Annotated in this window: 21 protein-coding genes; 15 read left to right on the top strand and 6 right to left on the bottom strand. The window is 69.5% G+C overall.

Features of this window, described 5'->3' with window-relative positions:
- Positions 1-2 precede the first annotated feature (2 nt).
- Positions 3-869: a TauD/TfdA dioxygenase family protein gene (locus HHL10_RS22785; protein WP_235971730.1), complete on the bottom strand. Its 867-nt coding sequence runs from the start codon at positions 867-869 to the stop codon at positions 3-5.
- A gap of 872 nt (positions 870-1,741) precedes the next feature.
- Here HHL10_RS22785 and HHL10_RS22780 point away from each other — a divergent pair.
- The gene (locus HHL10_RS22780; RefSeq protein WP_169162699.1) at positions 1,742-3,022 is read left to right on the top strand and encodes a nucleotide sugar dehydrogenase; all 1,281 of its coding nucleotides are present in this window, start codon (positions 1,742-1,744) and stop codon (positions 3,020-3,022) included.
- Between the two features lie 64 nt (positions 3,023-3,086).
- Here HHL10_RS22780 and HHL10_RS22775 read toward each other — a convergent pair whose 3' ends face one another.
- Positions 3,087-3,947 (bottom strand): alpha/beta fold hydrolase, encoded by an 861-nt coding sequence (locus HHL10_RS22775; protein WP_169162698.1) that lies wholly within the window; start codon positions 3,945-3,947, stop codon positions 3,087-3,089.
- A gap of 153 nt (positions 3,948-4,100) precedes the next feature.
- On the opposite strand from HHL10_RS22775, the gene HHL10_RS22770 reads away from it, so the two are divergent.
- Entirely contained in the window at positions 4,101-5,828 is a 1,728-nt protein-coding gene (locus HHL10_RS22770; RefSeq protein WP_169162697.1) for a PGAP1-like alpha/beta domain-containing protein, read from the top strand.
- Positions 5,829-5,910: 82 nt separating this feature from the next.
- On the opposite strand, the gene HHL10_RS22765 is transcribed toward HHL10_RS22770, so the two are convergent.
- Complete coding sequence (locus HHL10_RS22765) at positions 5,911-7,251, bottom strand: hypothetical protein (protein WP_169162696.1); 1,341 nt, start codon at positions 7,249-7,251, stop codon at positions 5,911-5,913.
- Between the two features lie 406 nt (positions 7,252-7,657).
- On the opposite strand from HHL10_RS22765, the gene HHL10_RS22760 reads away from it, so the two are divergent.
- The 3 genes from HHL10_RS22760 (at position 7,658) to ppk2 (ending at position 10,773) form a co-directional block, all read left to right on the top strand.
- A complete protein-coding gene (locus HHL10_RS22760; RefSeq protein WP_169162695.1) occupies positions 7,658-7,858 on the top strand; it encodes a hypothetical protein in 201 nt (66 codons plus the stop codon).
- Positions 7,859-8,281: 423 nt separating this feature from the next.
- Complete coding sequence (locus HHL10_RS22755; RefSeq protein ID WP_169162694.1) at positions 8,282-9,217, top strand: hypothetical protein; 936 nt, start codon at positions 8,282-8,284, stop codon at positions 9,215-9,217.
- 650 nt (positions 9,218-9,867) lie between these two features.
- Positions 9,868-10,773, top strand: coding sequence for a polyphosphate kinase 2 (gene ppk2 / locus HHL10_RS22750; RefSeq protein ID WP_169162693.1), 906 nt, complete (start codon positions 9,868-9,870; stop codon positions 10,771-10,773).
- Between the two features lie 173 nt (positions 10,774-10,946).
- Here ppk2 and HHL10_RS30705 read toward each other — a convergent pair whose 3' ends face one another.
- The gene (locus HHL10_RS30705; protein WP_235971729.1) at positions 10,947-11,204 is read right to left on the bottom strand and encodes a hypothetical protein; all 258 of its coding nucleotides are present in this window, start codon (positions 11,202-11,204) and stop codon (positions 10,947-10,949) included.
- Between the two features lie 41 nt (positions 11,205-11,245).
- Here HHL10_RS30705 and HHL10_RS22740 point away from each other — a divergent pair, with 41 nt between their 5' ends.
- The 4 genes from HHL10_RS22740 to HHL10_RS22725 all read left to right on the top strand — a co-directional run bounded on the left by HHL10_RS22740 (position 11,246) and on the right by HHL10_RS22725 (position 16,782).
- The gene (locus HHL10_RS22740) at positions 11,246-11,419 is read left to right on the top strand and encodes a hypothetical protein (RefSeq protein ID WP_169162652.1); all 174 of its coding nucleotides are present in this window, start codon (positions 11,246-11,248) and stop codon (positions 11,417-11,419) included.
- A 79-nt stretch (positions 11,420-11,498) separates the two neighbouring features.
- Positions 11,499-12,749 carry an MgtC/SapB family protein gene (locus HHL10_RS22735; RefSeq protein ID WP_205833166.1) on the top strand — a complete coding sequence of 417 codons (1,251 nt, stop codon included), beginning with the start codon at positions 11,499-11,501 and terminating at the stop codon, positions 12,747-12,749.
- Positions 12,750-12,859: 110 nt separating this feature from the next.
- Positions 12,860-14,791 (top strand): bifunctional metallophosphatase/5'-nucleotidase, encoded by a 1,932-nt coding sequence (locus HHL10_RS22730; RefSeq protein WP_235971728.1) that lies wholly within the window; start codon positions 12,860-12,862, stop codon positions 14,789-14,791.
- 179 nt (positions 14,792-14,970) lie between these two features.
- The gene (locus tag HHL10_RS22725; RefSeq protein WP_169162690.1) at positions 14,971-16,782 is read left to right on the top strand and encodes a methyl-accepting chemotaxis protein; all 1,812 of its coding nucleotides are present in this window, start codon (positions 14,971-14,973) and stop codon (positions 16,780-16,782) included.
- A 33-nt stretch (positions 16,783-16,815) separates the two neighbouring features.
- Here the strand turns inward: HHL10_RS22725 and HHL10_RS22720 are convergent, their stop codons facing one another.
- On the bottom strand, positions 16,816-17,718 hold the full coding sequence (locus HHL10_RS22720) for a LysR family transcriptional regulator (protein WP_169162689.1): 903 nt from the start codon (positions 17,716-17,718) through the stop codon (positions 16,816-16,818).
- A 95-nt stretch (positions 17,719-17,813) separates the two neighbouring features.
- On the opposite strand from HHL10_RS22720, the gene HHL10_RS22715 reads away from it, so the two are divergent.
- The 3 genes from HHL10_RS22715 to HHL10_RS22705 all read left to right on the top strand — a co-directional run bounded on the left by HHL10_RS22715 (position 17,814) and on the right by HHL10_RS22705 (position 21,176).
- Positions 17,814-18,224, top strand: a complete 411-nt coding sequence (locus HHL10_RS22715) for a carboxymuconolactone decarboxylase family protein (RefSeq protein WP_205833165.1) — start codon at positions 17,814-17,816, stop codon at positions 18,222-18,224.
- A gap of 309 nt (positions 18,225-18,533) precedes the next feature.
- The gene (locus HHL10_RS22710) at positions 18,534-19,760 is read left to right on the top strand and encodes a hypothetical protein (protein ID WP_169162687.1); all 1,227 of its coding nucleotides are present in this window, start codon (positions 18,534-18,536) and stop codon (positions 19,758-19,760) included.
- An 87-nt stretch (positions 19,761-19,847) separates the two neighbouring features.
- Positions 19,848-21,176, top strand: coding sequence for a glycoside hydrolase (locus tag HHL10_RS22705; RefSeq protein WP_169162686.1), 1,329 nt, complete (start codon positions 19,848-19,850; stop codon positions 21,174-21,176).
- 208 nt (positions 21,177-21,384) lie between these two features.
- Here HHL10_RS22705 and HHL10_RS22700 read toward each other — a convergent pair whose 3' ends face one another.
- Positions 21,385-22,758 (bottom strand): alkaline phosphatase PhoX, encoded by a 1,374-nt coding sequence (locus HHL10_RS22700; RefSeq protein WP_169162685.1) that lies wholly within the window; start codon positions 22,756-22,758, stop codon positions 21,385-21,387.
- Positions 22,759-23,043: 285 nt separating this feature from the next.
- On the opposite strand from HHL10_RS22700, the gene HHL10_RS22695 reads away from it, so the two are divergent.
- The 3 genes from HHL10_RS22695 to HHL10_RS22685 all read left to right on the top strand — a co-directional run bounded on the left by HHL10_RS22695 (position 23,044) and on the right by HHL10_RS22685 (position 24,517).
- A complete protein-coding gene (locus tag HHL10_RS22695; protein WP_169162684.1) occupies positions 23,044-23,511 on the top strand; it encodes a GNAT family N-acetyltransferase in 468 nt (155 codons plus the stop codon).
- 302 nt (positions 23,512-23,813) lie between these two features.
- Positions 23,814-24,107, top strand: coding sequence for a hypothetical protein (locus tag HHL10_RS22690; protein WP_169162683.1), 294 nt, complete (start codon positions 23,814-23,816; stop codon positions 24,105-24,107).
- A gap of 185 nt (positions 24,108-24,292) precedes the next feature.
- Entirely contained in the window at positions 24,293-24,517 is a 225-nt protein-coding gene (locus tag HHL10_RS22685) for a hypothetical protein (RefSeq protein WP_169162682.1), read from the top strand.
- Positions 24,518-24,691: the final 174 nt, after the last annotated feature.

Here is a 24,691-nt window from a genome sequence, read left to right as displayed (position 1 = left end):
CGTCAGACCGGCACGTCGCCTTCGATGGTGGTGCGGTGCAGCCGGCGGCGCAGGTGGTCGGGGCAGCCGGTGGCCAGGTGCACGACCGAGCGGTTGTCCCAGAACACCAGGTCGCCCGCGCGCCAGCGGTGGCGGTAGACGAACTCGGGCTGGGTGCTGTGGCGGAACAGCTCATCGAGCAGGGCGCGGCTCTCGTCCTCGGGCAGGTCCAGCACGCGCGTCGTGAAGTGCTCGCTGACGAAGAGCGCGGGGCGGCCGTTTTCCGGATGCGTGCGCACGACGGGGTGGACGGCCGGCGGCACCTCGGCGATCTGTTCAGGGCTCAGGTTGGGGCGCCAGGGGCTGCGCTGCTGCAGCTCGGCGTAGCGCGCCAGGTACCAGTGCTCGGCGAAGCGGCCGGTCACGGCCTGCTTCAGCGCCTGGGGCAGCGTCTCGTAGGCCAGGTGCTGGTTGGCGAACAGGGTGTCCCCGCCTTCGGACGGCAGCTCCTGGGCATGCAGGAACGAGCCCAGGCTGGGGCGAGGCTTGTAGGAGAGATCGGAATGCCAGAAATGGCCAGCGTCACCCAGGCCGATGGGCTGGCCGTTCTCGATGACGTTGGAAACGATCAGCACGTCCGGGTGGCCGGGCAGGGCGAACTGCTTGAGCACATGGCGCTGCAGTGGGCCGAAGCGTGCACTCAACGCCACCTGCTGTTCGGGCGTCAGCGAGTGCTGGTCGCGGAAGACCAGCACATGGTGGTCGAGGTGGGCGCGGTGCAGGCGCCGGAAGCCGTCGTCGGACAGCGGGCGTGACAGGTCCAGGCCCAGGACCTCGGCGCCCAGCGGGCCGGAGAAGGAGCGGATTTCGAATTCGGCGTGCAACGACATGAGGTGCATCAACAACTGCTTGGATGCGCCGCAGTCTAGGAATCGCCTTGCGTGCACGGAACGAAGCAAGACGAATGAGCTTCGTCGGTTTGCGCAGCAGGCCCATGACGGGAGGCGTCGCGCGCGGGGCGGGCCGGTTCAAACGACTTCCTACAGTCCGGTGTGCCGGTATTCAACATGAAAACAACATACACGTCTCTTCTGCAACACCATCAAAGGCACAGACTCCGTGAAACGCGGGCCCACCCATACAAGGAAAAATAAGGGCAAAACAGAGAAGGGAAGGCCGTAGTCAGGCTGGGAACGTCCCGCGGTGAACGAGCTGTATGGGGTTCAATATGCGTGTATGTTGTTGCTGTGGTTGCCAGCCTGCCCTCCTGCGTACGACTGGCGCGCCGATCGCGGAATGCTCAGTGGCCGAAGGCGAATGCGCCCGGAATACTCAGGCCACTTGGCAAAGACCGGCGGACCGCTTCACTTGTGCGGACGGCGTCTCTTCATGCCCCGTGCGGTATCCGTTGCCGCCGGCCCTAGCACACACGGCCCTCCGCTTCAGGGGGAATGCCCCGCATTTCCCTCTATTTGGGGTTGCCGCACGGCCCGGAACTGCGGTGTGGCTTTGACCGCAACGCGCCGGCACTCTTGCCTCTGGTGACGCACGGGCGGGGAGAAGGCATTTCAGGCGTCGGAACGGCAGGCCGCCCAGGCCGGTCCGCTCCAGGCCGCTGCATCACGACCAGCAGCGACCGCCGGCATCTTGGCCCGCCGGGTCCTCCATCCCTTCCTGTCCGCACGAGTTGTCAACCGACGGCGTCGCACGCACGACGGCGTTTTTCTCGGCTATTGGGCTGGAGCCACGCAAGGAGGGAATCATGACTGTGATCGCTGTGATCGGACTGGGGTACGTGGGCTTGCCGCTGGCGGTGGAGTTCGGCAAGCAGGCGCGCACGATCGGCTTCGACATCGCCACCGAGAAGGTGGCGGCCTGCCAGCGCGGCACCGACCCCTCGCGCGAGCTGCCCGACGCGGAGATGCAGGCGGCCAAGCATTGCGTCTTCACCAGCGACCCGACGCTGCTGGCCGAGGCCGACGTGATCATCATCGCCGTGCCCACGCCGGTGGACGAGGCCAAGATCCCCGACTTCGGCCCGCTGCTGGGCGCCAGCGCGGCCGCCGGGCGCCACATGAAGCGCGGTGCCATCGTGGTGTACGAGTCCACCGTCTACCCCGGCGCCACCGAGGAGGTGTGCATCCCGGTGCTCGAGCGCGAGTCGGGCATGAAGTGGAAGCAGGACTTCTTCGTCGGCTACAGCCCCGAGCGCATCAACCCCGGCGACCGCGAGCACACCCTCACCAAGATCGTGAAGATCGTCTCCGGCGACACGCCCGAGACGCTGGAGCACGTGGCGCAGATCTACGAGCGCATCGTCGTCCCGGGCGTGCACCGCGCCTCCTCGATCAAGGCCGCCGAGGCCGCCAAGGTGATCGAGAACACCCAGCGCGACCTCAACATCGCGCTAATGAACGAGTTGGCCATCATCTTCGACAAGATCGGCATCGATACGACCGAGGTGCTGGAGGCAGCCGGCACGAAATGGAACTTCCTGAAGTTCAAGCCCGGCCTGGTGGGCGGCCACTGCATCGGCGTGGACCCGTACTACCTCACGCACAAGGCCGACATGCTGGGCTACCACCCGCAGGTCATCCTGGCCGGGCGCCGCATCAACGACGGCATGGGCAAGTTCATCGCCGAGCAGACCATCAAGCAGATGATCGCCACGGGCAGCTACATCAAGGGCGCGCGCGTGAACGTGCTGGGCCTGACCTTCAAGGAAAACTGCGCCGACCTGCGCAACTCCAAGGTCGTGGACATCGTCCACGAGCTGCAGAGCTACGGCGTCGAGGTCTTCGTCACCGACCCGCAGGCCGACCCCGACGAGGCGCTGCACGAGTACGGCGTGCGGCTGCTGAAATGGAACGACCTGCCGCGCGCCGACGCCATCGTGGCGGCCGTGGCGCACCGCGAGTTCACCGAGCTGCAAATGGAAGACCTCAACCGCAAGCTCGTGCGCGGCGGCGCCTTCATCGACGTCAAGGCCTGCTTCGACACCAGCGCCCTCCAGTCCGCCGGCTACCGGCTGTGGCGGCTCTGAGCCTTGCGGGCAGGGGCGACGCCCGTACCGCGTTGCCCGTGCCCTTCAAGGCCGACGCCGCGGCTCAGCGGCAGGCCTGAAGGCTCTCGGGCGCCCGCCACGCGCCCGACGCCGCCCGGTCCGCCAGGACAGGCGCTTCACTGAACGACACCGCCGCCGCCACGCGCGCCGGCGCTTCCACGGGCCCCATGTGGCCCAGTCCCTGCAGCCGCTCCAGGCTGCCCCGCGGGCACAGCTCCGCCAGCCGCTCGGCAATGCGCAAGGCCGGCTCGGGCGAACGGGTGCCCACCAGCAGCCGCACCGGCATTTCCAGACGCCGCCACGCCCGCAGCGGCACCTCGTCCGTGAACAGCGCGCCGAACTCGGCGTCCACCTTGGGTATGTACGCCGCGATGGCCGCGCGCCGGCGCTCGCTGCAGGCGGCCCAGGCGCCGGCACCGCCCCAGTAGTCCACGAACAGCGCCGCGGCCTCGTCCACGCGCTGCGCGCGCACCAGCGCACCCACGCCGTAGCCGAAAGCCAGCACCGAGGTCCACAGGCGTTCCGTCCCGGGCGTGCGCAGCACGCCGAAACGCACCGGCTCATAGAGGGTCAGGCTGCGCACGCAGCCCGGTTTCATCAGCGCCAGCTCCAGCGCCACGGCGCCGCCATAGGAATGGCCCAGCAGGTGCACGCCGCCGGGCCGCTCCAGCAGCCCGGCCAGGCGCCGCGCCTCGTCGCCCAGACTCACCGGCTGCGCCGAGCGCCAGCCGCCGCTTTCTCCGTTGGCGCCATAGCCGATCAGCCCGGGCGCCACCAGCTCGACCGAAGGCGGCAGCTGCTCACGCCAGGCGTCCCACTGGCGTGCGCCGCTGGCGCTGCTGTGCAGGGCGAGGACCGTCGTCCGGGCATCGACGGTGGCGGAGGACGAAGCGGTGCGGGACATCGGGACGCTCCTTCAGGCGTGTACGGGTCCTGAGTTGCACCGGCGCGCGGCGCGGTTCACTGGCACGGCCGCGGCGCGCCGCCCAGGGCCGGTACGCCCGCACCGCGGCCGGGACAAAGGCGCGGCGGCCCCCATCGGCGGCACCATGCAGCCATGCGCTGGTTTCCATGGCTGCTTCTGGGGACGTGGCTGGCCGGGTCGGCCCAGGGCGCCGGCTTGCGCCGCATCGAGCTGCTGGACGCCGCCGGTGCACCGCTGGCCGCAGTGGTGGACGGCAACACCGTGCGGCTGCGCGCGGTGCTGGAGCAGCCGGCCCGGCGCGCCACGGCCGTGGCGTTCCGGCTCGATGGCGAACAATCCGTGGCGGCCTGCACCGTGCTGCGCGCCGCGCGCAGCTGCACCAGCGCCGGCGTGAGCACGCTGGGCTGGCATTGGTCGGGCGAGCAGCCGCGGCCGCGCCGCGTGCTCCAGGCTGAGTCGGCCGGCGGCGAGCGTGCCGAGCTGCCGGTACCGGTGGCGCCGCGGCCCGTGGTGCTGGTGCATGGCTTCATGTCCGACCACCAGACCTGGGAGGCCTACACCGCAGCCGACGGCTTCCTGGCGCGGCAGGGGCTGTCGGGTTTCGCCGTGGGCGACGGCCGCGCCGAGGGCGCGATGGACACCGGCGCCCTGGCCCGGCTGCGCAGCCCGACCCGGACGCTGCCCGAAAACGCCGCGGCGCTGCAGCGCTACATCGCCGGCGTGAAGCGTCGCACCGGCGCGGAGATGGTGGACCTGCTGGCGCACAGCATGGGCGGACTGGTGTCGCGCTACTACGTGGCGCGGTTGATGCAGGGGCGCGACGTGGCGCAGCTGCTCATGTTGGGCTCGCCCCATGGCGGCTCGGAATGCTCGGAGCTGGCCTCCGCCCTGGGCGTGCTGCAGCCCGCGGCGCTGGAGCTGCGGCCGGCCTTCCTGCGCCAGATCTTCAACCGCGGCGTGACGCGCCGCCACGGCGTGCCCTTTTACATGCTGGCCGGCGACCCCATCGCCGAGGGCTACCGCGCCCCCTGCAGCGGCGTGCCCAGCGACAGCGTGGTCAGCGTGGAAAGCGCCTCCGCCATACCGGGCCGGGTACAGCGCCTGCCGGTGCTGCACACCGAGATGACCGCCTCGCCGGAGCTGTTCACCCGCTTCGTGCTGCCGCTGCTGCGCCAGGGCCCCGGCGAGGCGGCCGCGCCGGAGGACGACACGCCGCCGGCCGCGGACGCCGCCGAGCCCGCGGCTCAGTTCACGCCGGTGGCGACCGGGCGGGTGAGCGCGGGCGGCAGCGTCGAGATCGAGGTGCAGCTCGACGCGGTGGCCGTGGCCGGCTTCGCGCTGTTCGACCCGAGCCGCTCGCTGCGCGTGACGGTGCGCGGCGCCAGCGGGCGCGTCATTGCGCTGACCGCGCAGGAGCATGGCCTGATGCGCGTGGACGACCCGTCCTCGCTGCTGACGCTGGGCTACGGCTTCCAGCGCCCGCGCCCCGGCCCCTGGCGCGTGACGCTGCACGCCCCGCGCGAGGCCACCGAGTACGCACTCTCGGCGCGCGTGACCGGCGGCGCGGTGCTGCGCGCCGGCGCCAGCCCGCTCACGCCCACGCGCGGGCAGGCGGTGACGCTATCGGCCACGCTGGAACATCCGCAGCGCGTGCCCGAAGGGGTGGCGATGCGCGCCGTCGTGCACCGCCCCGACGGCAGCACCGAGACGCTGGACATGCCCGGCGACGGCGCGCAGCGCAGCGTGCGCTGGCGGCCGGCACAGCCCGGGCTGCACGGCATCGACATCGCGGCCAGTGCCCGCGCCGGCGAGCTGCGCATCGAGCGCATGGGTTTCCTGGCCGTGGAGGTGCGGCCTTGAGGCCAGCCTGGCCGGCCGCCAACGAAAAAAAGCGGGCCCGAAGGCCCGCCAAGGAGAAGCTTCCGAGCCCGCTGCGGCGCGCTCAGAGCTTGGACACGCAGGAGGTGTAGGTCGTGGGGCAGGTGGAGACCAGCCCGCCGGTGGCGTCCTTGGGGAAGCCCGTGGACTTGAAGAACTCCTGCACGCGCGGCCAGGGCGTGGGCGTACCGGTCAGGGAGCGGGTCCAGAACAGGTAGTTGGCGTTCAGGCGGGTGCGGCCGAAGTTGTAGAGCGCGCTGATCGCGGGCGGGTTGTGCACGCCGTTCTGCGTGGTGGTCAGGTAGTTCTCGGGCTGCACCGACGGGCCCACCGGCACCTTGCCCTTGGCCAGGTCGTACAGCGGGAAGACGTTGTTGTTGAGGTCCCGGTCCTCCAGCAGGATGTCCGGCCCGCCCAGCGCCACCTTGTTGTTCACCATGCTGGTGATCAGCCCGGGCATGTAGGTGACCGGGAAGTTGATGAACTGCATCACCACCGTGTTGGGGAAGGCCTGCTTCGTGGCGGCGTCCACCTGCGCCAGGTTGCTGAAGAAGGTGCTGCGCTGCTCGCTGGTCAGCGGCACCGCCATCTGGCCCATCGCCGTCTCGTTGAAGGTGATGCCCTCGAAGGCGTTGTGCTTGTTGTAGCGCGCGCCCAGCGCGGCGGTCAGGGCGATGAGGCGGTCGCGCACCTTGGCGTTGTGCAGCGCGGCGTTCTCGCCGTAGCGCGCGTTGGCCCCCAGGGCGGTACGGGCGGCGATCAGGATCTTGTAGGCGCCGCCTTGATATTCCGGCGTGTACATGTAGGCCGGCACGGCGCGCCCGCCCGCGTTGAACGCCTTGGTGCCGACCATCACGAACAGGCGCTTGCCCTGCGCGGCCACCAGGCCCAGGTCACGGTCGATCTTGGTGAAGTCGTAGACGCCCTTGTCGGTTTCGAGCTGCGCCCAGTCATAGCGCAGCAGCAGGCCCTTGACCTGCGGGAAGGGCTTGATCTCCGCCAGGATCTTGGCAAGGGTCTGCGGGTCGCGCTTGCCGGAGGCGATGTAGTGGCCGGGGTTCCACTTCACGCGGGCGTCGGTGGCGAGTTCGCGCACCGCCATCGCGCTTTCCGTGGTGGCCTGGGGCTGCTGGCTGGCCAGGAAGGCCTGCGCCGTGGCGGCGTCGTACTCCGTTTCCCAGGCGTCCACGGCGGCCCGGCCGGCCATCAGGCTCTCGGCCGCCGCGTCGCCGCCCGTGGCCGGCGCCACGGCCTGCGCCGTTTCCGTGACGGCCAGGGAGGCCTCGGCGGCCGCGCCGGTGTCGTCATCCGCGCCGCCGCCGCAGGCGGACAGCATCACCGCCATTGAGAACAACGAGCCGGCCAGCGCGAAACGGGTGGGCAGGGAAAACTTCAGGATGTTCATGGCCGAAAGGACAAAATGTTTTCGCAGGGCGGCCTCCATCAAGCCGGAGTGATTTGCACCCCGGTCAGGATCTCGAAGCCGATATTGGTGAATTGGATTCCCGCTTGGCTTCACGCTGGAATCAGCGAGTTTTCAAGCGGCATGCCTGCTGTTTCGGCGACGTGCGTGGTGAGATAAGGCGACGCGATGTTAATGGATGTTTCTCAGGTAACTTGATGCGCCATTCATCACTGCTGTTGATTTCCATGGCGCCGGTCTCAGGGCGGCATATCGGCGCATCACGATGGATTTTCCAAAGACGCTTTTGCCCAGTTCTGACCTCGGCGGATACAAGAATTTCTTGATACCTGCGTAACAGCGGGGCTCGTGCAATCCATCACGAAATTCAGAATGTCCTTGAAACAGAATGAATTTCGATATCAAGCCACGCCCCGTGGCGGCGACCAGATCAGTAATCACCGCAGCCACGGTCGTGCAAAACATCGCTCGCGAGCCCGGCACGGCCTTGGCCGGCGAGTTCAATGGCAACGCCATGCGCCCGGCCCAACGCGCTGCCGGCACAGCCGACGCCACTGACACCCCGGATGCGGGGCGAGCCCTGCGCTGATGCTTGCACGCCACTGGGTCAAACCCTGGCATGACCGCCTCTGAAAATACCCAGGAGCGTTGATCAAAAACAAGCGCCCAATGGGAAGCAGGGAAAATCCCGAGAATTGTTGTTTTCCCACCAAACTTGACGCCGTTATCTGGGATTATTCAGCGATTGCCGCGTCCAAATACCTCAAAAAACCCCTCATGAAAGTAACAACCCGAAATTCAGTCCCGTACTGGACATTTTTTCACGCACCGTTACGCTGAACTCACGAACCAAGGACATGCATGAGGAGGCAGCATGAACCTGAAAGGCGCGGCGATTTCCCTGGCCAGCTTGGCCATTCTTCAAACCGCATGGGCGGCGCCCGACGAGGCGGAGCGCGCAAAAGCCCAGCGGGCTTATACGGTGCACGAGCTCGGTTCCGTGGAGGGAGGCTTGAGTGACGCGCGCAGCGTCAGCAGCAACGGCAAGGCGGCCGGATATGTCACCTTCAATATAGACGGCAGTTTCAGGCCGGCGCTGTTCGAATTGGGCCGCCTGCCTACGCCCATTTATACCGACGGCCCCGGCAAGGCCACCGGCGTGAATGCCGGCGGGGAGGTGGTCGGCTGGTACCAGCAGGGCGGATCGACGCAGGCCTTCCGCTGGAAGAACCAGAGCCTGACGACGCTGCCGGGCCTGGGCGGTGGCAGCAGCCACGCGGCGGCCATCAACAACCGTTCCGAGATCGTCGGCTGGTCCGAGGCCGCGCCGGGCGTGGTCCACGCCGCCTACTTCTACAACGGCAAGGTCCACGACCTGGGGCGCTGGGGTGGCGTGAACGCCCAGGCCACCGCCATCAACGAGAACGGCGACATCGTTGGCTTCCGCGAGGTGGTGGTGAACGGCGCGACGGTCCGGCAGGGCGTGCGCATGGTGCGCGGCCGGAAGCCGGTGCTGCTGCGTCCGCCCAAGGGCTTCGATGCGCTGGTGCCGCTGTCCATCAATGAAAAGGGCGACGTGGCCGGCTACCTGCACAAGGCCGGCGGGCTGGCCTTCGAAACCCAGGCCTTCACGCTCATCGGCGGCGACTTCGAGCGGCTGTCCACCGACCGCTGCTGCACCGGCTTCCCCTCGTCCGCCAACGCCATCAACAACGCGCGCCAGAGCGTGGGCCAGAAGTTCGACGGCAACGCCGACCCGCGCCAGCGCGCACGCTTGTGGACGGCGGACGGCCAGCCGGTGGCGCTCGACGCCCTGCCGGAGGCCTTGGCCTCGGGCTGGTACGCGCTGGGGGAGGCCACCTCCATCAACGACCGTGGCGTCATCGTCGGGGTGGGGCAGACGGACCAGCGCAACGTGCGTGCCTACATGCTGGTGCCCAAGAAGTAATCTGAAGCGAGTTCAGGCAAACCAAGAGCGCCGGCCAGCCGGCGCTTTTCTTTTCCCGGCCGGGAAATGGAACAGCACAAGAACGGGCCAATTCCTGCGGTCCAGGCTGCGTACCGTTCCTCGTTCAGCCGACTTTGGCTGGACAGGCAGTCTGCGGCCATGCCGAATTCCTGCCTGAAGGCGTGGCGATCCTGCCGCGATTCCTAATCTAGGCTTTCGTCGATGCATTCAGCTGCCCGGCCTATTCGTCGTCTCATTCGGCTTCTTGATCGACGCAGCAACATTTCCCCGTCATGCCCGCGCAGAGCCATCCCCCGCGCAGGCACGGGCGAGCATTCACGCCAACCGGGTGCCGCTCGGAATTCATGGACACCCGCCACCCGGCTGCGCAAGGGCAGGCTTTGCGGGTGTGACGAGCTTATTTCAGCAAGAAAAGCGAATTGGAATCGAGGTCCGGCATTTTGGAAGCCGGCCGGTGCACCCGTGGCGCGTGACACACGCTGTTCATGCATGCGGCCTGCAACAGCGTCATCACGCACGCGCCGCCGCGCGGCTTTGCTCCCGGCATGGTCCGTGCCCCGTTTTGCGCAAGGCCACCGGCCCCGCGCCGGACCTTGGGTTTCCCGTCTTCTCAACGCCGCACCCGCACCATGAGCGCATTGCCTTCCGATGAATCCCTCTGGCAGAAGCTGTCGCAGGACCTGATCGACGACTACGACGAAGAGCTCGAACTGGAGTGGGAGGACGAACGCGGCCTGCCCGCCGCGGAGCGCACGCCCGGCCAGCTGCCGCGCAAGCGCTACTTCACGGAGCTGTTCCGGCTGCAGCGCGAGCTGGTCAAGCTGCAGGACTGGGTCGTCGCCCACCGCCACAAGATGGTCATCCTCTTCGAGGGCCGCGATGCTGCGGGCAAGGGCGGCGTGATCAAGCGCATCACCCAGCGCCTGAATCCGCGCGTGGTGCGCACCGTGGCCCTGCCCGCGCCCAACGACCGCGAGAGCACCCAGTGGTACTTCCAGCGCTACGTCACGCACCTGCCGGCCTGCGGCGAGATCGTGCTGTTCGACCGCAGCTGGTACAACCGCGCCGGCGTCGAGCGGGTCATGGGCTTCTGCACCGAGGACGAGGTCGAGGAGTTCTTCCGCACCGTGCCGGAGTTCGAGCGCATGCTGGTGCGCTCGGGCATCCAGGTCGTGAAGTACTGGTTCTCCATCAGTGACGAGGAGCAGCACCGGCGCTTCCTGGCGCGCATCCACGACCCGCTCAAGCAGTGGAAGCTCTCGCCCATGGACCTGGAGTCGCGCCGGCGCTGGGAGGACTACACCAAGGCCAAGGAAGAGATGTTCGAGCGCACCCACATCGCCGAGGCGCCGTGGTGGGTGGTGCAGGCCGTGGACAAGAAGCGCGCGCGGCTGAACTGCATCCACCACCTGCTCAGTCTCGTGCCCTACCAGGAAGTGCCACGCGAGCCCATCGAGCTGCCCGCGCGTGAACGGCACGAGGATTATTTCCGCGTCCCCGTGCCGCCCGAAATGATCGTGCCCGAGGTGTACTGAAAAGCGTGAGGCCCGCCGGCCGTGCCCGGCCGGCGGCGAATCCTTGCTGCCGCCTGGCGGCGCTCGCAGTTTTTCAACCCAACATATGCCTAGAAAATGTTGAAAAATTGCCGTCGCAAATCCAGGATATATTCACGCCCGCGATGTTTCACATTGGCGCCACGGCGACGCATTCAATACCCGGCCACGCGGCTGGAAATCATTTCTGATTTCCTTTTCCCCAAAATGCCGTGGCGGTGCCATGCCAGCAACCAGTGACCACAGTGAGATTTTCTGATTTCAAGATCGGGCAGCGCCTGGGCGCTGCCTTCGGGCTGCTCGTGCTCATGACGATGGCCTGGGCCAAGCTGGGTTTGCAGCAGCTCCGGAAAATCCAGGACGACCTGGACACCGTGGTCAACGACAACCACGTCAAGAGCGAGCTCGCGCACCAGATGAACGAGTCCAGCTCAAGGGCGAGTCCAGCACGCTGGTGCAGCAGGGGCAACCGCTGCTCAAGGACAGCGTGAAGCTGCAGCAGGCGGCCGACGACCAGGCCTACCGGCCGGCGCAGGACCGGGTCACCCTGGTGCCGGCCGCAACGGCTGCCGCTGCGGCATCGGCACAGCGCGCCGCAGCCACCGTGCCCGAGGCCGTGCCCGCCTGAAGGGAACAATGGCACCCGGCCGACGGCCTGGGCCGCAAGCGCTGCGGCGGCGTGTCGGTGAGGACATGGGTGCGCGCACATGGATCTGGAGACGAGTCTTTTCAAGCTGGCGCTGGCGCTGGGCATCGGGCTGCTCATGGGGCTGCAGCGCCAGCGCGTCGATTCGCGGCTGGCGGGCATCCGCACCTTCCCGCTGATCGCGCTGTTCGGCGCGCTCATGGCGCTGTCGGCGCCGGCCTTCGGCCCCTGGCTGGTGGCGGCCGGGCTGATCGCGCTGGCGCTGCTGCTGCTCATTGCCAACCTCATCAAGCTGCGCACGCAGACCGATCCCGGGATGACCACCGAGGTGGCCGTGCTGCTGTGCTACGGGCTGGGCGCCTACCTCGTCATCGGCCACACCGAGGCGGCGGTGGCGGTGGCCGGCACCGCCGTGCTGCTGCTCTACATGAAGGACCCGCTGCACCGCGCCATCGGCGCGATGAGCGAGCGCGACGTCATGGCGGTGATGCAGTTCGCGCTGGTGACGCTGGTGGTGCTGCCGGTGCTGCCCGACCGCACCTACGGGCCGTACGACGTGCTCAACCCGTTCCGCATCTGGCTGATGGTGGTGTTGATCGTCACGATCAACCTCGCCGGCTTCGTCGCCCACAAGCTCAGCGCGGGCCAGACCGGCGCGCTGCTGGCCGGCGTGGTGGGCGGACTGGTCTCCAGCACCGCCACCACCGTGAGCTACGCGCGCCGCAGCCGCAGCGAGGCGAGCGACCCCGCGGCCGCCGCGCTGGCGGCGCTGGTGATCGTGGTCGCCTCGGCCGTGTCGCTGCTGCGCGTGACGCTCATGGTCGGCGTGCTGGCGTCGGGGCTGTTCCTGGACATCGCCTGGCCGCTGTGCGCGCTGCTGGGCGGGCTGGTGCTGCTGTCGGCGCTGGCCTGGTGGCGCGGCCGGCGCCGCGAGGCGGGCACGATGCCCGAGGCCGGGAACCCCGCCGAGCTCAAGCCGGCGCTGGTGTTCGGCGCGCTGTACGCGGTGGTGATTCTGGCCGTGGCCTTCGTCAAGGAGCGCTTCGGCGACGCCGCGCTGTACCCGGTGGCGCTGCTCAGCGGCCTGACCGACGTGGACGCCATCACCTTGTCCACCCTCAACCTGGCGCAGGCCGGGCGGCTGGAGGCCGAGGTGACCTCGCGCCTGATCCTGCTGGCCGTGCTGGCCAACATCGCCTTCAAGGGCGGCTGCGCGCTGCTGCTGGGCTCGCCGGCGCTGCGCCCGCGCATCGCGCTCTATTTCGGGCTGGCGCTGGCCGGCGGCGCGGCACTGCTGCCGCTCGGTCGCTGAGCGGCGCGCGCGAGCGGTTACGCTCTGCGCCCTTGGCGCGGCCCGCGGGCCGGCCGCCCCCGGCGCCGTGCCGCCGCCCACACGACTTCCACAAGCACCCCATTCCCGGCATGCCCATGCATCTCCTGCGCTTGCTCCCGGCCGCCCTGGCGACCGCCCTCACTCTCGGCTGCGCCGTCAAGGAGCCCGCCGTTGCACCGTCCACCATCACGGTGAAGGTCATCGGCTTCAACGACTACCACGGCCGCCTGCAATCGCCGGGCACCATGGGCGCCCACGCCGGCGTGCCGGCGGCGCAGCGCCCGCCGGTGGGCGGGGCCGACGCACTGGCCGCCTACGTGGCGCGCATGAAGGAGAGCAACCCGCTGCACGTGGTGGTGGGCGCGGGCGACGTCATCGGCGCCTCGCCGCTGATCTCGGCGCTGTTCTATGACGAGCCCTCGGTGGAGTCGCTCAACCACATCGGGCTGGACTTCAACGCCGTGGGCAACCACGAGTTCGACAAGGGCGCGGCCGAGCTGCTGCGCCTGCAGCGCGGCGACTGCAGGCTGCGCGACGGCGCGCCCGACCCGCGCAGCTGCCGCGGCCTGGGCTCGGCGGCGCCGGGGCGCTTCGACGGCGCCCGGTTCCAGTGGCTCTCGGCCAACGTGGTGGACAAGGCCAGCGGCCGCACGCTGCTGCCGGCCTACGGCATCAAGAATTTCAACGGCGTGCCGGTGGCCTTCATCGGCATGACGCTCAAGGAGACGCCGGCCGTGGTCACGCCCACCGGCATCGCCGGGCTGGAGTTCCGCGACGAGGCCGACACCGTCAACGCGCTGGTGCCGCAGCTGCGCGCGCAGGGCATCGAGGCCATCGTGGTGCTGGTGCACCAGGGCGGCGAGCAGCCCGAGGGCAGCCTCAAGGACATCAATGGCTGCGTGGACGACCTGCGCCAGCCCGACGGCGGCGACTCCGACCTCGGCCGCATCGTGCGGCGGCTCGATGACGCGGTGGACCTGGTCATCAGCGGCCACACCCATGCCGCCTACAACTGCTCGGCCCGCACCGTGGACCTCGCGGGCAGCCCTGCCAGCCCGGTGGCGACGCCGCGCCCCACCGGGCTGCCCAACCGCGCCGGGCGCCTCGTGCCCGTGACCAGCGCCGGCTCCTACGGCCGCGTGCTCACCGACATCGATGTGAGCCTGGACCCGCGCAGCCGCGACGTGGTGGCGGTGGCACCGCGCAACGTGCTGGTGGACCGCAGCGATGCGGCGATCCAGGCCCGCATCGAGTCCCGCCCGGCACTGCGCCAGGTGGTGCAGGCCTACGACGCGCTGGTGGCGCCGCTGGCGGCGCAGGTGGTGGGCAGCATCACCCGGGCGCTGCCCGCCGTGGCCAACGCCGCGGGCGAGATGCCCGCGGGCAACCTCATCGTCGATTCGCAGCTCGCCGCCACGCAGCCGGCGGCGCTGGGCGGCGCCGTCATCGCCTTCATGAACCCGGGCGGCGTGCGCGCTCCCGGCTTCGACTTCGCCGGCGCGCGCTATCCCTACGACGTGAGCTACGGCCAGGCCTTCACCACGCAGCCCTTCGGCAACACGCTCATGACGCTGGACCTCACGGCCCTGCAGCTCAAGAACCTGCTGGAGCAGCAGTTCGAAGGCTGCCTGGGCCAGACCACGCAGCGCGTCATGCAGGTCTCCAACGGCTTTGCCTACAGCTGGAAGGCCGGCAACCCGCCGTGCAGCAGGATCACCGAGGTGCGGCTCACCCGCATGGACCTCAACGCCACGCCGCCCGTGCCGCTGGCCGCGCCGGAAGTGATCGTGCGCGACGGCGTGGTGCAGCAGCCCGAGCGCGTCTACCGCGTCACGGTCAACAGCTACATGCAGGGCGGCGGCGACAACTTCAGCGTGCTGCGCGAGGGCCGCAACGTGCTGGGCGGCGGCCAGGACATCGACGCCCTGGTGGCCTACCTCAACGCCCACAAGGCGCCGCGTGCACCCTACGACCCGAGCATCCCGGCGCTGCGCGCGCCGCGCATCACGCGGCTGCCCTGAGCCCGGAGCGGGCTGGCGCGGGCCCGCCCACGCCGGCCCGCCGTTGCCGCGACGGCCGCAGGCCGTCCAGCGGCAAGGCCATGAAGCGCCCCGCAGAACAGTGCAGTAATGCACGGCGCGGGTCCGGCCGAAGCAGCCGGACGCTTCACCCTGCCGGGCAACGGCCGATGCGCCGTCCCATGAAGTTCCGCAGTCTGTCCATCCGGACAAAAATCATCCTCGCCTCCATGACGACCGTCGTGCTGTCGGTCTCGGCGCTCACCGCCGCCAACCTGTGGAGCGCGCGCAGCACGGCGCAGGCCACGGCGCAGCAGCATGTGCAGGCCCTCAGCGAGGGCTACGCCAAGGCCCTGGGCGACTGGGTCGCCGCCAAGACCGAGGTGGCGCGCGCCATGGAGCCGCTGCTGGCGGCCGAGGGCGCGCCGCTGCAGGCCGGCCTGGTACAGGCCCAGAAGTCCGGGGGCTTCGACACCGCCTACGTCGGCTGGAGCGACAAGCGCCACGCCTTTTCCAATCCGCAGAACCTGCCCGCCGACTACGACCCGACCGCGCGCCCCTGGTACCAGCAGGCCCGGGCCGCCGGCCGCCCCGTGCTGACCGCGCCCTATGCCGACGCCGGCACCGGGCGGCTGATCGTCACCTTCGCCGTCCCGGTGAGCCGCGACGGGCAGCTCGCCGGCGTGGCGGCGGGCGACATCTTCATCGACGGCGTGGTGGCCACCGTCAACGCCATCAGGCCCTCGGCCCGGAGCTTCGCCTACCTGGTGGACAGCCAGGGTCGCGTCATCGCCCATCCCGACAAGGCGCTGACCCTCAAGGACGCCGCGGCGGTCGCGCCCGGCGTGGACGGTGCCCGCATCGGCCGGATGCTCGGCAGCGGCGCGCAGGAGTCCGTGCAGTTGCCCGGCGGCGACTACTGGCTCAGCGCGCGCCAGGTGCCGCACACCGACTGGAGCCTGGTGCTGGCCCAGCACCAGGGCGATGCGCTGGCCGGCGTGGGCGCGGCCGCGCGCACGGCCCTGGGCCTGAGCGCGGTGCTGCTGACGGTGACGGCCGCGGCGATCGCCGCGCTGACCAGCCTGCTGCTGCGGCGCCTGACCAGCCTGCGTGAAGCGATGCAGGAAGTGGCCTCGGGCGACGGCGACCTCACGCGCCGGCTGGACACCCGCGGCGACGACGAGCTCTCGCATGTCGGGCAGTCGTTCAACCTGTTCGTCAGCAAGATCGCCGCCACGCTGGGCAGCATCCGCCAGACCACCGACTCCGTGAACACCGCCGCCCGCGAGATCGCGCACGGCAACCAGGACCTGTCGGAGCGGACCGAGCAGACCGCCTCGGAGCTGCAGCAGACCGCCAGCGCCATGGAGCAGCTGACGCAGGCCGTGCAGCAGACCGCCGCGGGCGCGGCCTCCGCGCACCAGCTGGCCGACGGCGCCACCGCCGCGGCGCGCCAGGGCGGCGAGCTGGTGTCGCAGGTGGTGGCCACGATGGGACGCATCAACGGCAGCTCGCAGCGCATCGCTGACATCATCGCGGTGATCGACGGCATCGCCTTCCAGACCAACATCCTGGCTCTCAATGCCGCCGTGGAGGCGGCGCGCGCGGGCGAGCAGGGCCGCGGCTTCGCCGTGGTGGCCGGCGAGGTGCGTGGCCTGGCGCAGCGCTCGGCCCAGGCCGCGCGCGAGATCCGCGGCCTGATCCACGACAGCGTCGAGCGGGTCGGCGACGGCAGCCGCCTGGTGCAGGAGGCCGGCGCGGCAATGGAGCAGATCGTGCAGTCGGTGGAGCGGGTTTCGCAGGTCATCGGCGAGATCACCGCGGCCACCAGCCACCAGAGCGGCGGCATCGGCCGCGTCAGCGCCACGGTGTCGCACCTGGACCAGATGACGCAGCAGAACTCCGCGCTGGTCGAGGAATCGGCCGCCGCCGCGGCCAGCCTGCGCGAGCAGGCGCATGCGCTGGCGGGGGCGGTGGCGGGGTTCAAGCTCTAGAAGGCACGGCCCGCAGGAGGGCGCGGTGGACGGCTAGGAGGAGCGCTCTTCCCGCGGCAGGCTGCTCACGCGCCGCAGCGGCTCCAGCAGGGCGCTGCCCGCGGGCGGCACGCACAGGCCGATGCCCACCGACAGCGCTTCGCCCTCGGCCAGCGGCCGGTACGCCACGCCCCGGCGGCGCAGCGTGCGGAAGGTGGAGGGGAGCAGGGCGATGCCCTTGCCCGCCGCCACCTCGGCCATCAGCACATGGTGGTCCACCGGCTCCTTCAGCCACTGGCGCGGCTGCAGCCCGCTGCGTGCGAACACCGCCCGGCAGTGATCGAAGAACGCGGGCTGCCGGCGCCGCTCGAACCAGAACAGCGCCTCGCCGCAGAGCTGCTCCAGCCGGATGCGCCGCCGGCGGCTCAGCGGGTGCGTGGCCGGCAGGGCCACGCACAGCGGGTAGCGCTCCAGCTCCTCCACCTGCAGCCCCGCGCACTCGGCCGGCAGGGCGATGAAGGCCGCCTGCAGCCGGCCGCCGCGCAGCTGCCGCACCAGCTGCGGCGAGCTGCCGAAGCACAGCTCGATGCGGGCCCCCGGCCATTGCGCCTGCAACCGGCCCTCCAGGTCATCGAACCAGGAAGGCGCGACGGCCGTGGTCAGGCCGATGCGCAGGGCGCTCACTTCCGCCGCCCCGGTCAGCGCATCCCGCGCCTCCTCCAGCAGGCGCAGGATGCGCAGCGCCCGCGGTAGCAGCAGGGCACCGGCTCGGGTCAAGGCCACCACGCGGGTGTTGCGCTCGAACAGGCTCACGCCCAGCCGCTGCTCCAGCTCGCGGATGCCGCGGCTCAAGGGCGGCTGCGACATGTGCAGCACCTCGGCGGCCTGCCGGAAATTCAGCGTCTGCGCCACCGCGACGAACAGGCGCAGTGCACGGGAATCGAGTGGGTTGCTCATACCGATCGGGTATCAACGAATCCGCAATTCTCTTTCCGAGACCGCGGCTCCACAGTGGGCGGCTTCCTGATCAACCATTTCGAATGGAGACCGCAATGGAGCTTGAAAACCCGCCCGGCACCGACCGCTACCAGGCCGGCCTGGACTGCCTGCAGCGCGTGGACGGCCCGCAGGGCCTGGCCGTGGTCGAGAGCCTGGCCCGGTCCTTTCCCGACTTCGCCCGCTACCTGGTCGAGTTCCCCTTCGGCGACATCTACGCGCGGCACCAGCTGGGCTTGCGGGAACGCGAGATCGCCACGGTGGCGGCCCTGACCGCGCTGGGCACGGCCGTGCCGCAGCTCAAGGTGCATGTGCATGCCGCGCTGCACGTGGGCTGCGACCCGGCCGAGATCGTGGAAGCCGTGATGCAGATGGCGGTCTACGCCGGCTTCCCGGCAGCCTTGAATGGCCTGGCGGTGGTCCGGGAGGTCTTCGCGGCACAAGGCATCGCGCTGCCCCTGGCCTGAGCGGTTGCCAGCGCAACATTGGACTGCCGCCACACCACGCCGGACATGCGGCGGCATGAGGTTGTACCGATTACAACTCTGATACGTACGAAGTGTTCTGAGCCGCTTTCTGACGCTGTCGTATCAAACCGCGCCCATCACACCCAAAATTCGGCTTCATCAATCCATAGATTCCCTCCCGTGCCGCTCCCGGGTCAGGCTAACCCGGTGATGCCCGTCAGAAAAGCGCGCCGGCGCAAGACGCCGGCGCATGCGTGCACAGGTGCCGCAGCCGGCCAAGGCCGCGCTTCGGTACCGGGGAAGGAATCGATGAAAGAGTTTTCCATCACCAACGGGGCGATGGTGGCCACAGCCGTGGCCCTCGTGCCGGCCGCGGCGCATGTCGCCGAGCCCATGCAGGGCACCGGACCGGCGCCATGGCAAGCAGGCCTGGCGCTGCCGCTGTTCTCGGGCCTGGGCTATGGCAGCGTGGCGTACCTGCAGGACCGCCTGGGTGCGTTGCGGCGGCAACCATGCGACACGGCCCACGAGGACGCGGCGCTGGATGCACTGCGCCAGGCCAAGGCCTGGCCGCGCCTGTGCGTGCTGGTGCCTTCACACAAGGAGGAGCTGCGCGCCATCCGCCAGACGGTGGTGTCGGCAGCGCTGGCCGAGTACCCGTCCAAGCGCATCGTCGTGCTGCTCGATGATCCGCGCTCGGGCCCATCCGCCGACCACGCGGCGCTGCAGGCCAGCCGGCAGTTCATAGAGGCGCTGCAGGCCCGCTTCCGCGACGCCGCCCTGGGCTATCAGCAGGAACTCTCGGCCTTCGTGGCGCGCGCCGACGCCGGCCGCCTGGATGGCGCCATCGAAACCCGCCGCCTTGCCGGGCTGTACGAGGGGTTGGCGGACTGGGTGTCGGCGCTGGCCGAGCCCGTGGGCGATGGGGCGCGTGCGCACGGGGATGCCTGCTCCGACCAGGCCGTCGTGGCCGCCGCGGCGCAGTCGCACCGCCGCCATGCGCGTCGCCTGCAGGCCGGCGCCCCGCTGGAGCGGGACGCGCTGTGGCATGAGTACCGCCGGCTGGCGGCGCTGCTGCAGCTGCGCATCACGGCCTTCGAGCGCAAGCGCTACGGCAACCTCTCGCACGCGCCCGGCAAGGCGATGAACCTCAACAGCTACATCGGCCTGCTGGGGTGCAGCTTCAGGGAACAGCTCGGCCCCCAGGGCTGCCGCCTGGTGGAGTGCGAGCCCGTGCAAGCCGACCTGATCGTCCCGGAGGAAGACCTCCTGCTGACGCTGGATGCCGGCTGCCTGGTGCGGCATGACCACCTGCTCAAGCTGGCGGACGTCATGGTCCGCGACGAGCGCATCGCCGTGGCGCAGACCGGCCTGCACGCGCTGCTGCGGGTCCGCGCGCTGCGCGACATCCGGCAGACGGTGAGCGAGCGGGGCTTCGAGGTGCCGGTGTTCATCCAGGACGCCACCGTGATCGAGGACACCGGCTCGACGCTGGCCCTGGCGGCGACGGGCGCGGCGCCCATGCCCGGCTCTTGACGCCGCACTTCCCTGCAGCGCTGACAGGCGCCGGAGCCCGATGTTGCCCCGGCCCTGTCAGGACCTGTCTTTGATTGGATTGAATTGATGCGTGATCTTTTCTCGCGCCTGGCATGGCGCGGTTCGATGTTGGGTACGGCCATGCTGCTGGCCGCCTGTGGCGGTGGAGAGGCCGAAAGCGACGACGCTGTCGCTGCCATGCCCGCATCGGCTCTGTCGGCGTCCGAGAACCGGCAGGCGCTCGCGACCGAAAGGCCGCAGGCCGCCACAGCCCAGGAGTCGGGCAGCGACGCCGTGATGTCCTTCGACCCCCAGCCCTGGGAGCTGGAGGAGGACGAGGCCACCTCGCAGGCCTTCCTGACCAGCCTGCAGCCGAGCAGGCAGGCCGCCGAGGCCGCGAGCTGGACGCGCGTGAAGTGGAATCCGGGGCACTACGTCGCGCTCAGCCGCCGGGGCGAGGCCGCGCTGCACGAGGCGCTGCGCGAGATTAAGCACCTGCCGCACGTGAAGGGACTGCTGCTGCGCTACGGCTGGCGCCAGCTGGAGCCGCGCAAGGGCGAATACCAGTTCGCGACCATCGACCGCGACCTGGCGCTGGCGCGCTCCTACGGCAAGCAGCTGTTCATCATGGTGGAGACCAAGGCCTTCAAGGCCGGCGTGCGCGCGGTGCCGGACTACATGCACACGGCCGAGTACAGCGGCGGCGCCTACAAGATCCGCATCAACGCCAAGTCCACGCTGGGCTCCCCCAAGACTTATGGCGAGAACGCGGCGCTGCACAACCCGAAGGTGCGCGACCGCCTCATCGCGCTGACCACCGCCCTGGGCCGGCGCTACAACTACAATAACAACTTCGAAGGCATCACCTTCAACGAGACGGCGATGGGCCAGATGCTCCAGCCCTTGAGCAAGCGCCAGACCACCGACTTCTTCACCCACCTCGCGCAGGTCAACAAGGCCACGAAGCGCGCCTTCCCGAACACGGTGGTGATGCAGTTCATCAACTTCCCGCAACCGTACATGGCCGGGCTGGTGAGCAACATGCTGTCGTCCTCGGTGGGCCTGGGCGGGCCGGACACCTTCCTCAACGACCATGACCTGAACCGGCTGACCTACCCGTTCTACGACAAGGCCCGGGGCAAGGTGCCCATCGGCCCGTCGGTGCAGCCGGAGAACTACTTCGCCCGCTCGCACAACGGTCCGCACGCGCCACCGCGGGTGCAGGAGCTGCACGCCTTTGCCCAGAACCGGCTGCACGCCAACTACCTGTTCTGGAGCAAGACGCTGATCCAGCCGCTGGTGCCCTACAGGAGCGTGCTGCGGATGTTCAACTCCGAAGCCTTCCCGCGCGGCCACACCGGCGGCCTGAACGCGGACTGCCCCGCGTCGTTTGGCACCTGCGTGCGCAAGCTCTGATACCGATTCCACTTTGGTCGTGAAATGACCCGTTCGTACTGAGGTATCGAAGTACGAACCCGGGAGGCTGCGATGGCGGCACCACGGCAGGGGCCGTTCATCCTTCGATCCGGCCAGAGGCCGGACCCGGCCCTGAGGTACCGAAGGGTCAGGACGAACGGAATTACTTCACTCAGAAGCGAGAAGTGGAATGAGAAATGGGCCCGCCTCAGCGCTGGCCCTTGCGCCAGGGCCCCTCGATCACCAGCGTGATGCCCGGCGTCTGGATGTTCACGAACATGAAGCGGCCGTTGTGCGAGAAACAGCCGCCGGCGAACTCGCTGCCGTTGAGGCGGTTCTCCGCGACGCGGAACAGCTCGCCCTGGGCGCTCACGCCGACGATGTTGTTGCCCCCGCTACCGTCTTCGAACATGTAGAGGCGGCCGTCCGGACCGACGGTGATGTTGTCCGGCGCCTCCAGCACCGTGCGGTCGGTGGACTCGACCACCAGCGTCAGCGTCTGCGCCGCGGGGTGGTAGGCCCAGATCTGGCCCGCGCCGGCATCGCCGCCGCTGGTGCAGCAGAAGTAGATCAGGCCCTGGCCGGTCCAGGCGCCTTCGCCGCGCACGAAGGTGGCCGCGCCCAAGGCCTGGCCCTGGGCCCGAGTGCTGTTGGCGAAGTCGTTGTTCACCGGGTCGGGCTCGGGAATGGTCACCCATTCCACCGGCAGCGGCTGGCCCAGGCGCTCCAGGAAGCCCTTGCCGGTGCTCACTGAACCGTTGGAGCCCTTGAGCTTCAGGGCCTGCAGCGTGCCGCCGGCCAGCAGCTGACCCGGCTGCCTGGGTACGTAGCGGTAGAACAGGCTGTCGCCCGTGTCCTCGGTCAGGTAGACGATGCCGGTGTGCGCGTCGGTGGCCGTGGCCTCGTGGCTGAAGCGGCCCATGCCCACGATGGGCACGGCCTTGGTCGGGCCGTCGGCCATGGCCGGCACCTCGAACACGTAGCCATGCCGCTGCTGGTAGGTGGTTGAGGCCGCGAGCGCCGTGGTCTCCTCGCAGCTCAGCCAGGTGCCCCAGGGCGTGGGGCCGCCGGCACAGTTGTTGTTGGTGCCGCCCAGCGAGGCGTAGTGGCGCAGCAGCCGGCCCTGCGCGTCGAGCACCAGCGTGGTGGTGCCGCCGTTGGCCCAGGGGTCGAACTTCAGCGCGTCGGGCACATCCACGCCGCGCGGGTTGCCGAACTTGCTCTCGCGGTTGCTGAGCTCGTGGTTGCGCACCAGGATCGTCGTGCCGTCGCTGCCGCGAAAGCAGGCCATGCCGTCGTGGTCACCGGGCACCAGCGTGCCGTCGCTCAGGGTCTGGCCGGTGCAGGAGATGGCCCAGTAGCGGAAGCCCTCGGGCAACGCCAGCAGCGGCTGGCCGCGCAGGTCCATGGTGCCGGGCACGAACAGCTCGGCGCTGTTGAGGGGCAGGGACGGCTTGAGCGCGCCAAAGCCCGGGCCGAAGGCCGGCGCCGCGCCGGCATTGCGGCCGTACAGGCTCGCCAGCGGCGCCACCATGGCGCCGGCACTGAGCAGCTTGAAGAAGTTGCGGCGGGAAGCAGTCATCCGGGAATCTCCATTGAACGCTGGGTCGCCGGGGCCACCGTGCCCCGTGCGCTTGACCCAAGTTAAGGAGCCCTCGTGACGTTGCCGTGACATCCCGGGCCGCGGTCACCGCCTGCAACAACCTGCGGCGCCGCGCCACTGCCGCCTTCCTTTCGCCATGGCTTCTTCTGGATCGGGCGCTTCCAATGACCCGCAGCGCGCGCGGCAAGTTGAAACTGCCCGCCGGCACCACGCTGCGGGACGGTTCCGACAGCGGCCGGTGCCGCCAACGACAGGAGGCCCGCCATGGCTGACGACTGGCTGATCCGCGATGCCCGCCCCGCCGACTTGCAAGGCATCGCCCGGCTCTACGAGAGCTCGGGGCTGGACGAGGTGGGCAGCACCGACATCGAGATCCTGCGCGTCAACCTGAAGCGGCTGATGGCGTGGCCCGGCGCCCGGGTGCTGGTGGCTGCCGGCAGCGACGGCACGCTGCTGGGCACGCTCACACTGTTCACGCTGCCGCTGCTGGCGCACGGCGGTGCGCCCGCCGCGCTGGTGGAGGACGTGGCGGTGCACCCGGCCGCGCAAGGCCGTGGCCTGGGCCGCGCGCTGGTGGCGCAGGCGCTGCGCCTCGCGCGCGCGGCCGGCTGCTACAAGCTGGCACTGAGCTCCAATGCCAGGCGCCAGGGTGCGCACGCCTTCTACGAGCGGCTGGGCTTCCAGCGCCATGGCGTGAGCTTCGTGATCGATCTCGAAGGCGGGGCCGCATGAGCCGGCCGCTGGTCGCAGGAACTACGGCCGCGCACGCTGGGATAGCGCTTCCAGAGAACCGGCCCGGATTGTTCATTCCAAGGCAACTTTTAGGCCCTTCACCGGCCACTTTCTGAAAGATCCGTTGACCCCAGGTTGACAATTTCCTGGATTCGCACGTTGCCGCCGCGGCAGGGCCCGGTACACCGTGCAGTCAGCGGCAACCGGGGCAGGCGCGCGAGCTTGCGCAGGCTGGCCGTCTCGAACGACTGGATGAACACCGGCCTCTCGCGACTCTGGCAGCTCCAGAGGAGACGGCCGGCATGGCCGCCTGCGTCATCACCTTGTCATCGGCCTGCACGACAAGGGCGGCGCCGACGCGGCGCGCCGGCCAGGAGAATCTCATGATGAAGAATCACGCCCATGACATCCCCCACGCTGCGCACGAGCACGGACCGCTCGACTACGAGCAGGCCTTCGAGGCGCTGTGGCAGCAGAGCTGTCTCGGCCGCTTCTCGGTGGCCGACGTGAAGGAAAGGCTGCACGACCTCAAGGAGCGCTACGGCACCCGCCGCGGACGGGCCGACGACGCGCCCGGGCCTTCACCACTGAACTGAGCCCCCGGGCGGGCCGCGCCCGCCCGAGCGCCGTGCGGCGAAGAACCGCCTCCGCCCCGGTACCGCACACCCCATCGGCCAGGCTGGTGTCAGCCAAGCATCAGCCCTGAGCTCCCCAGGGTTTCCCCGGGACGTTGTCCGTAAAATTGCCCCTTCTGGACAACAGGTCCTGGGGAGTCATCAAGGTGGAATCCAGCAAGATCACCGTTTACAGCTTCGATGTCTTTGACACCGAGGGCCGCAGCTACATGCCCTTCAAGGCCACGCGCGAGGACATCGCCCACCGCTACCGCGGTACGGTGATCGAGGGCACGGGCGAGCAGGTGCCGCTGTTGGCGCTTGACAAGGAGGGCCGCTACCGCCGCTGGCCCGAGGGCTGGGGCGAGCAACACCTGGAGCGCATCGCCTGATACGCCCGGCGGCGCCAGCCGGCCGCACGCAGCGCCCGGCACGGCGGCCGAAGATGGTTGCGAAGGTCACGGTCTCCTCTTCTGGTTACCCAGGCTTGACGGGAAGCCCGTCGATCTGAGCGAAACTGCCGGGTTGGCGTCCCACCGGGCGGTGGGCGAAGGCACCAGGAGAAG

The organism is Azohydromonas caseinilytica, assembly GCF_012927045.1.
Lineage (GTDB): Bacteria > Pseudomonadota > Gammaproteobacteria > Burkholderiales > Burkholderiaceae_C > Azohydromonas > Azohydromonas caseinilytica.
The sequence above is the reverse complement of the archived record's forward strand: the minus strand, read 5'-3'. Positions and strand labels throughout refer to the sequence as shown.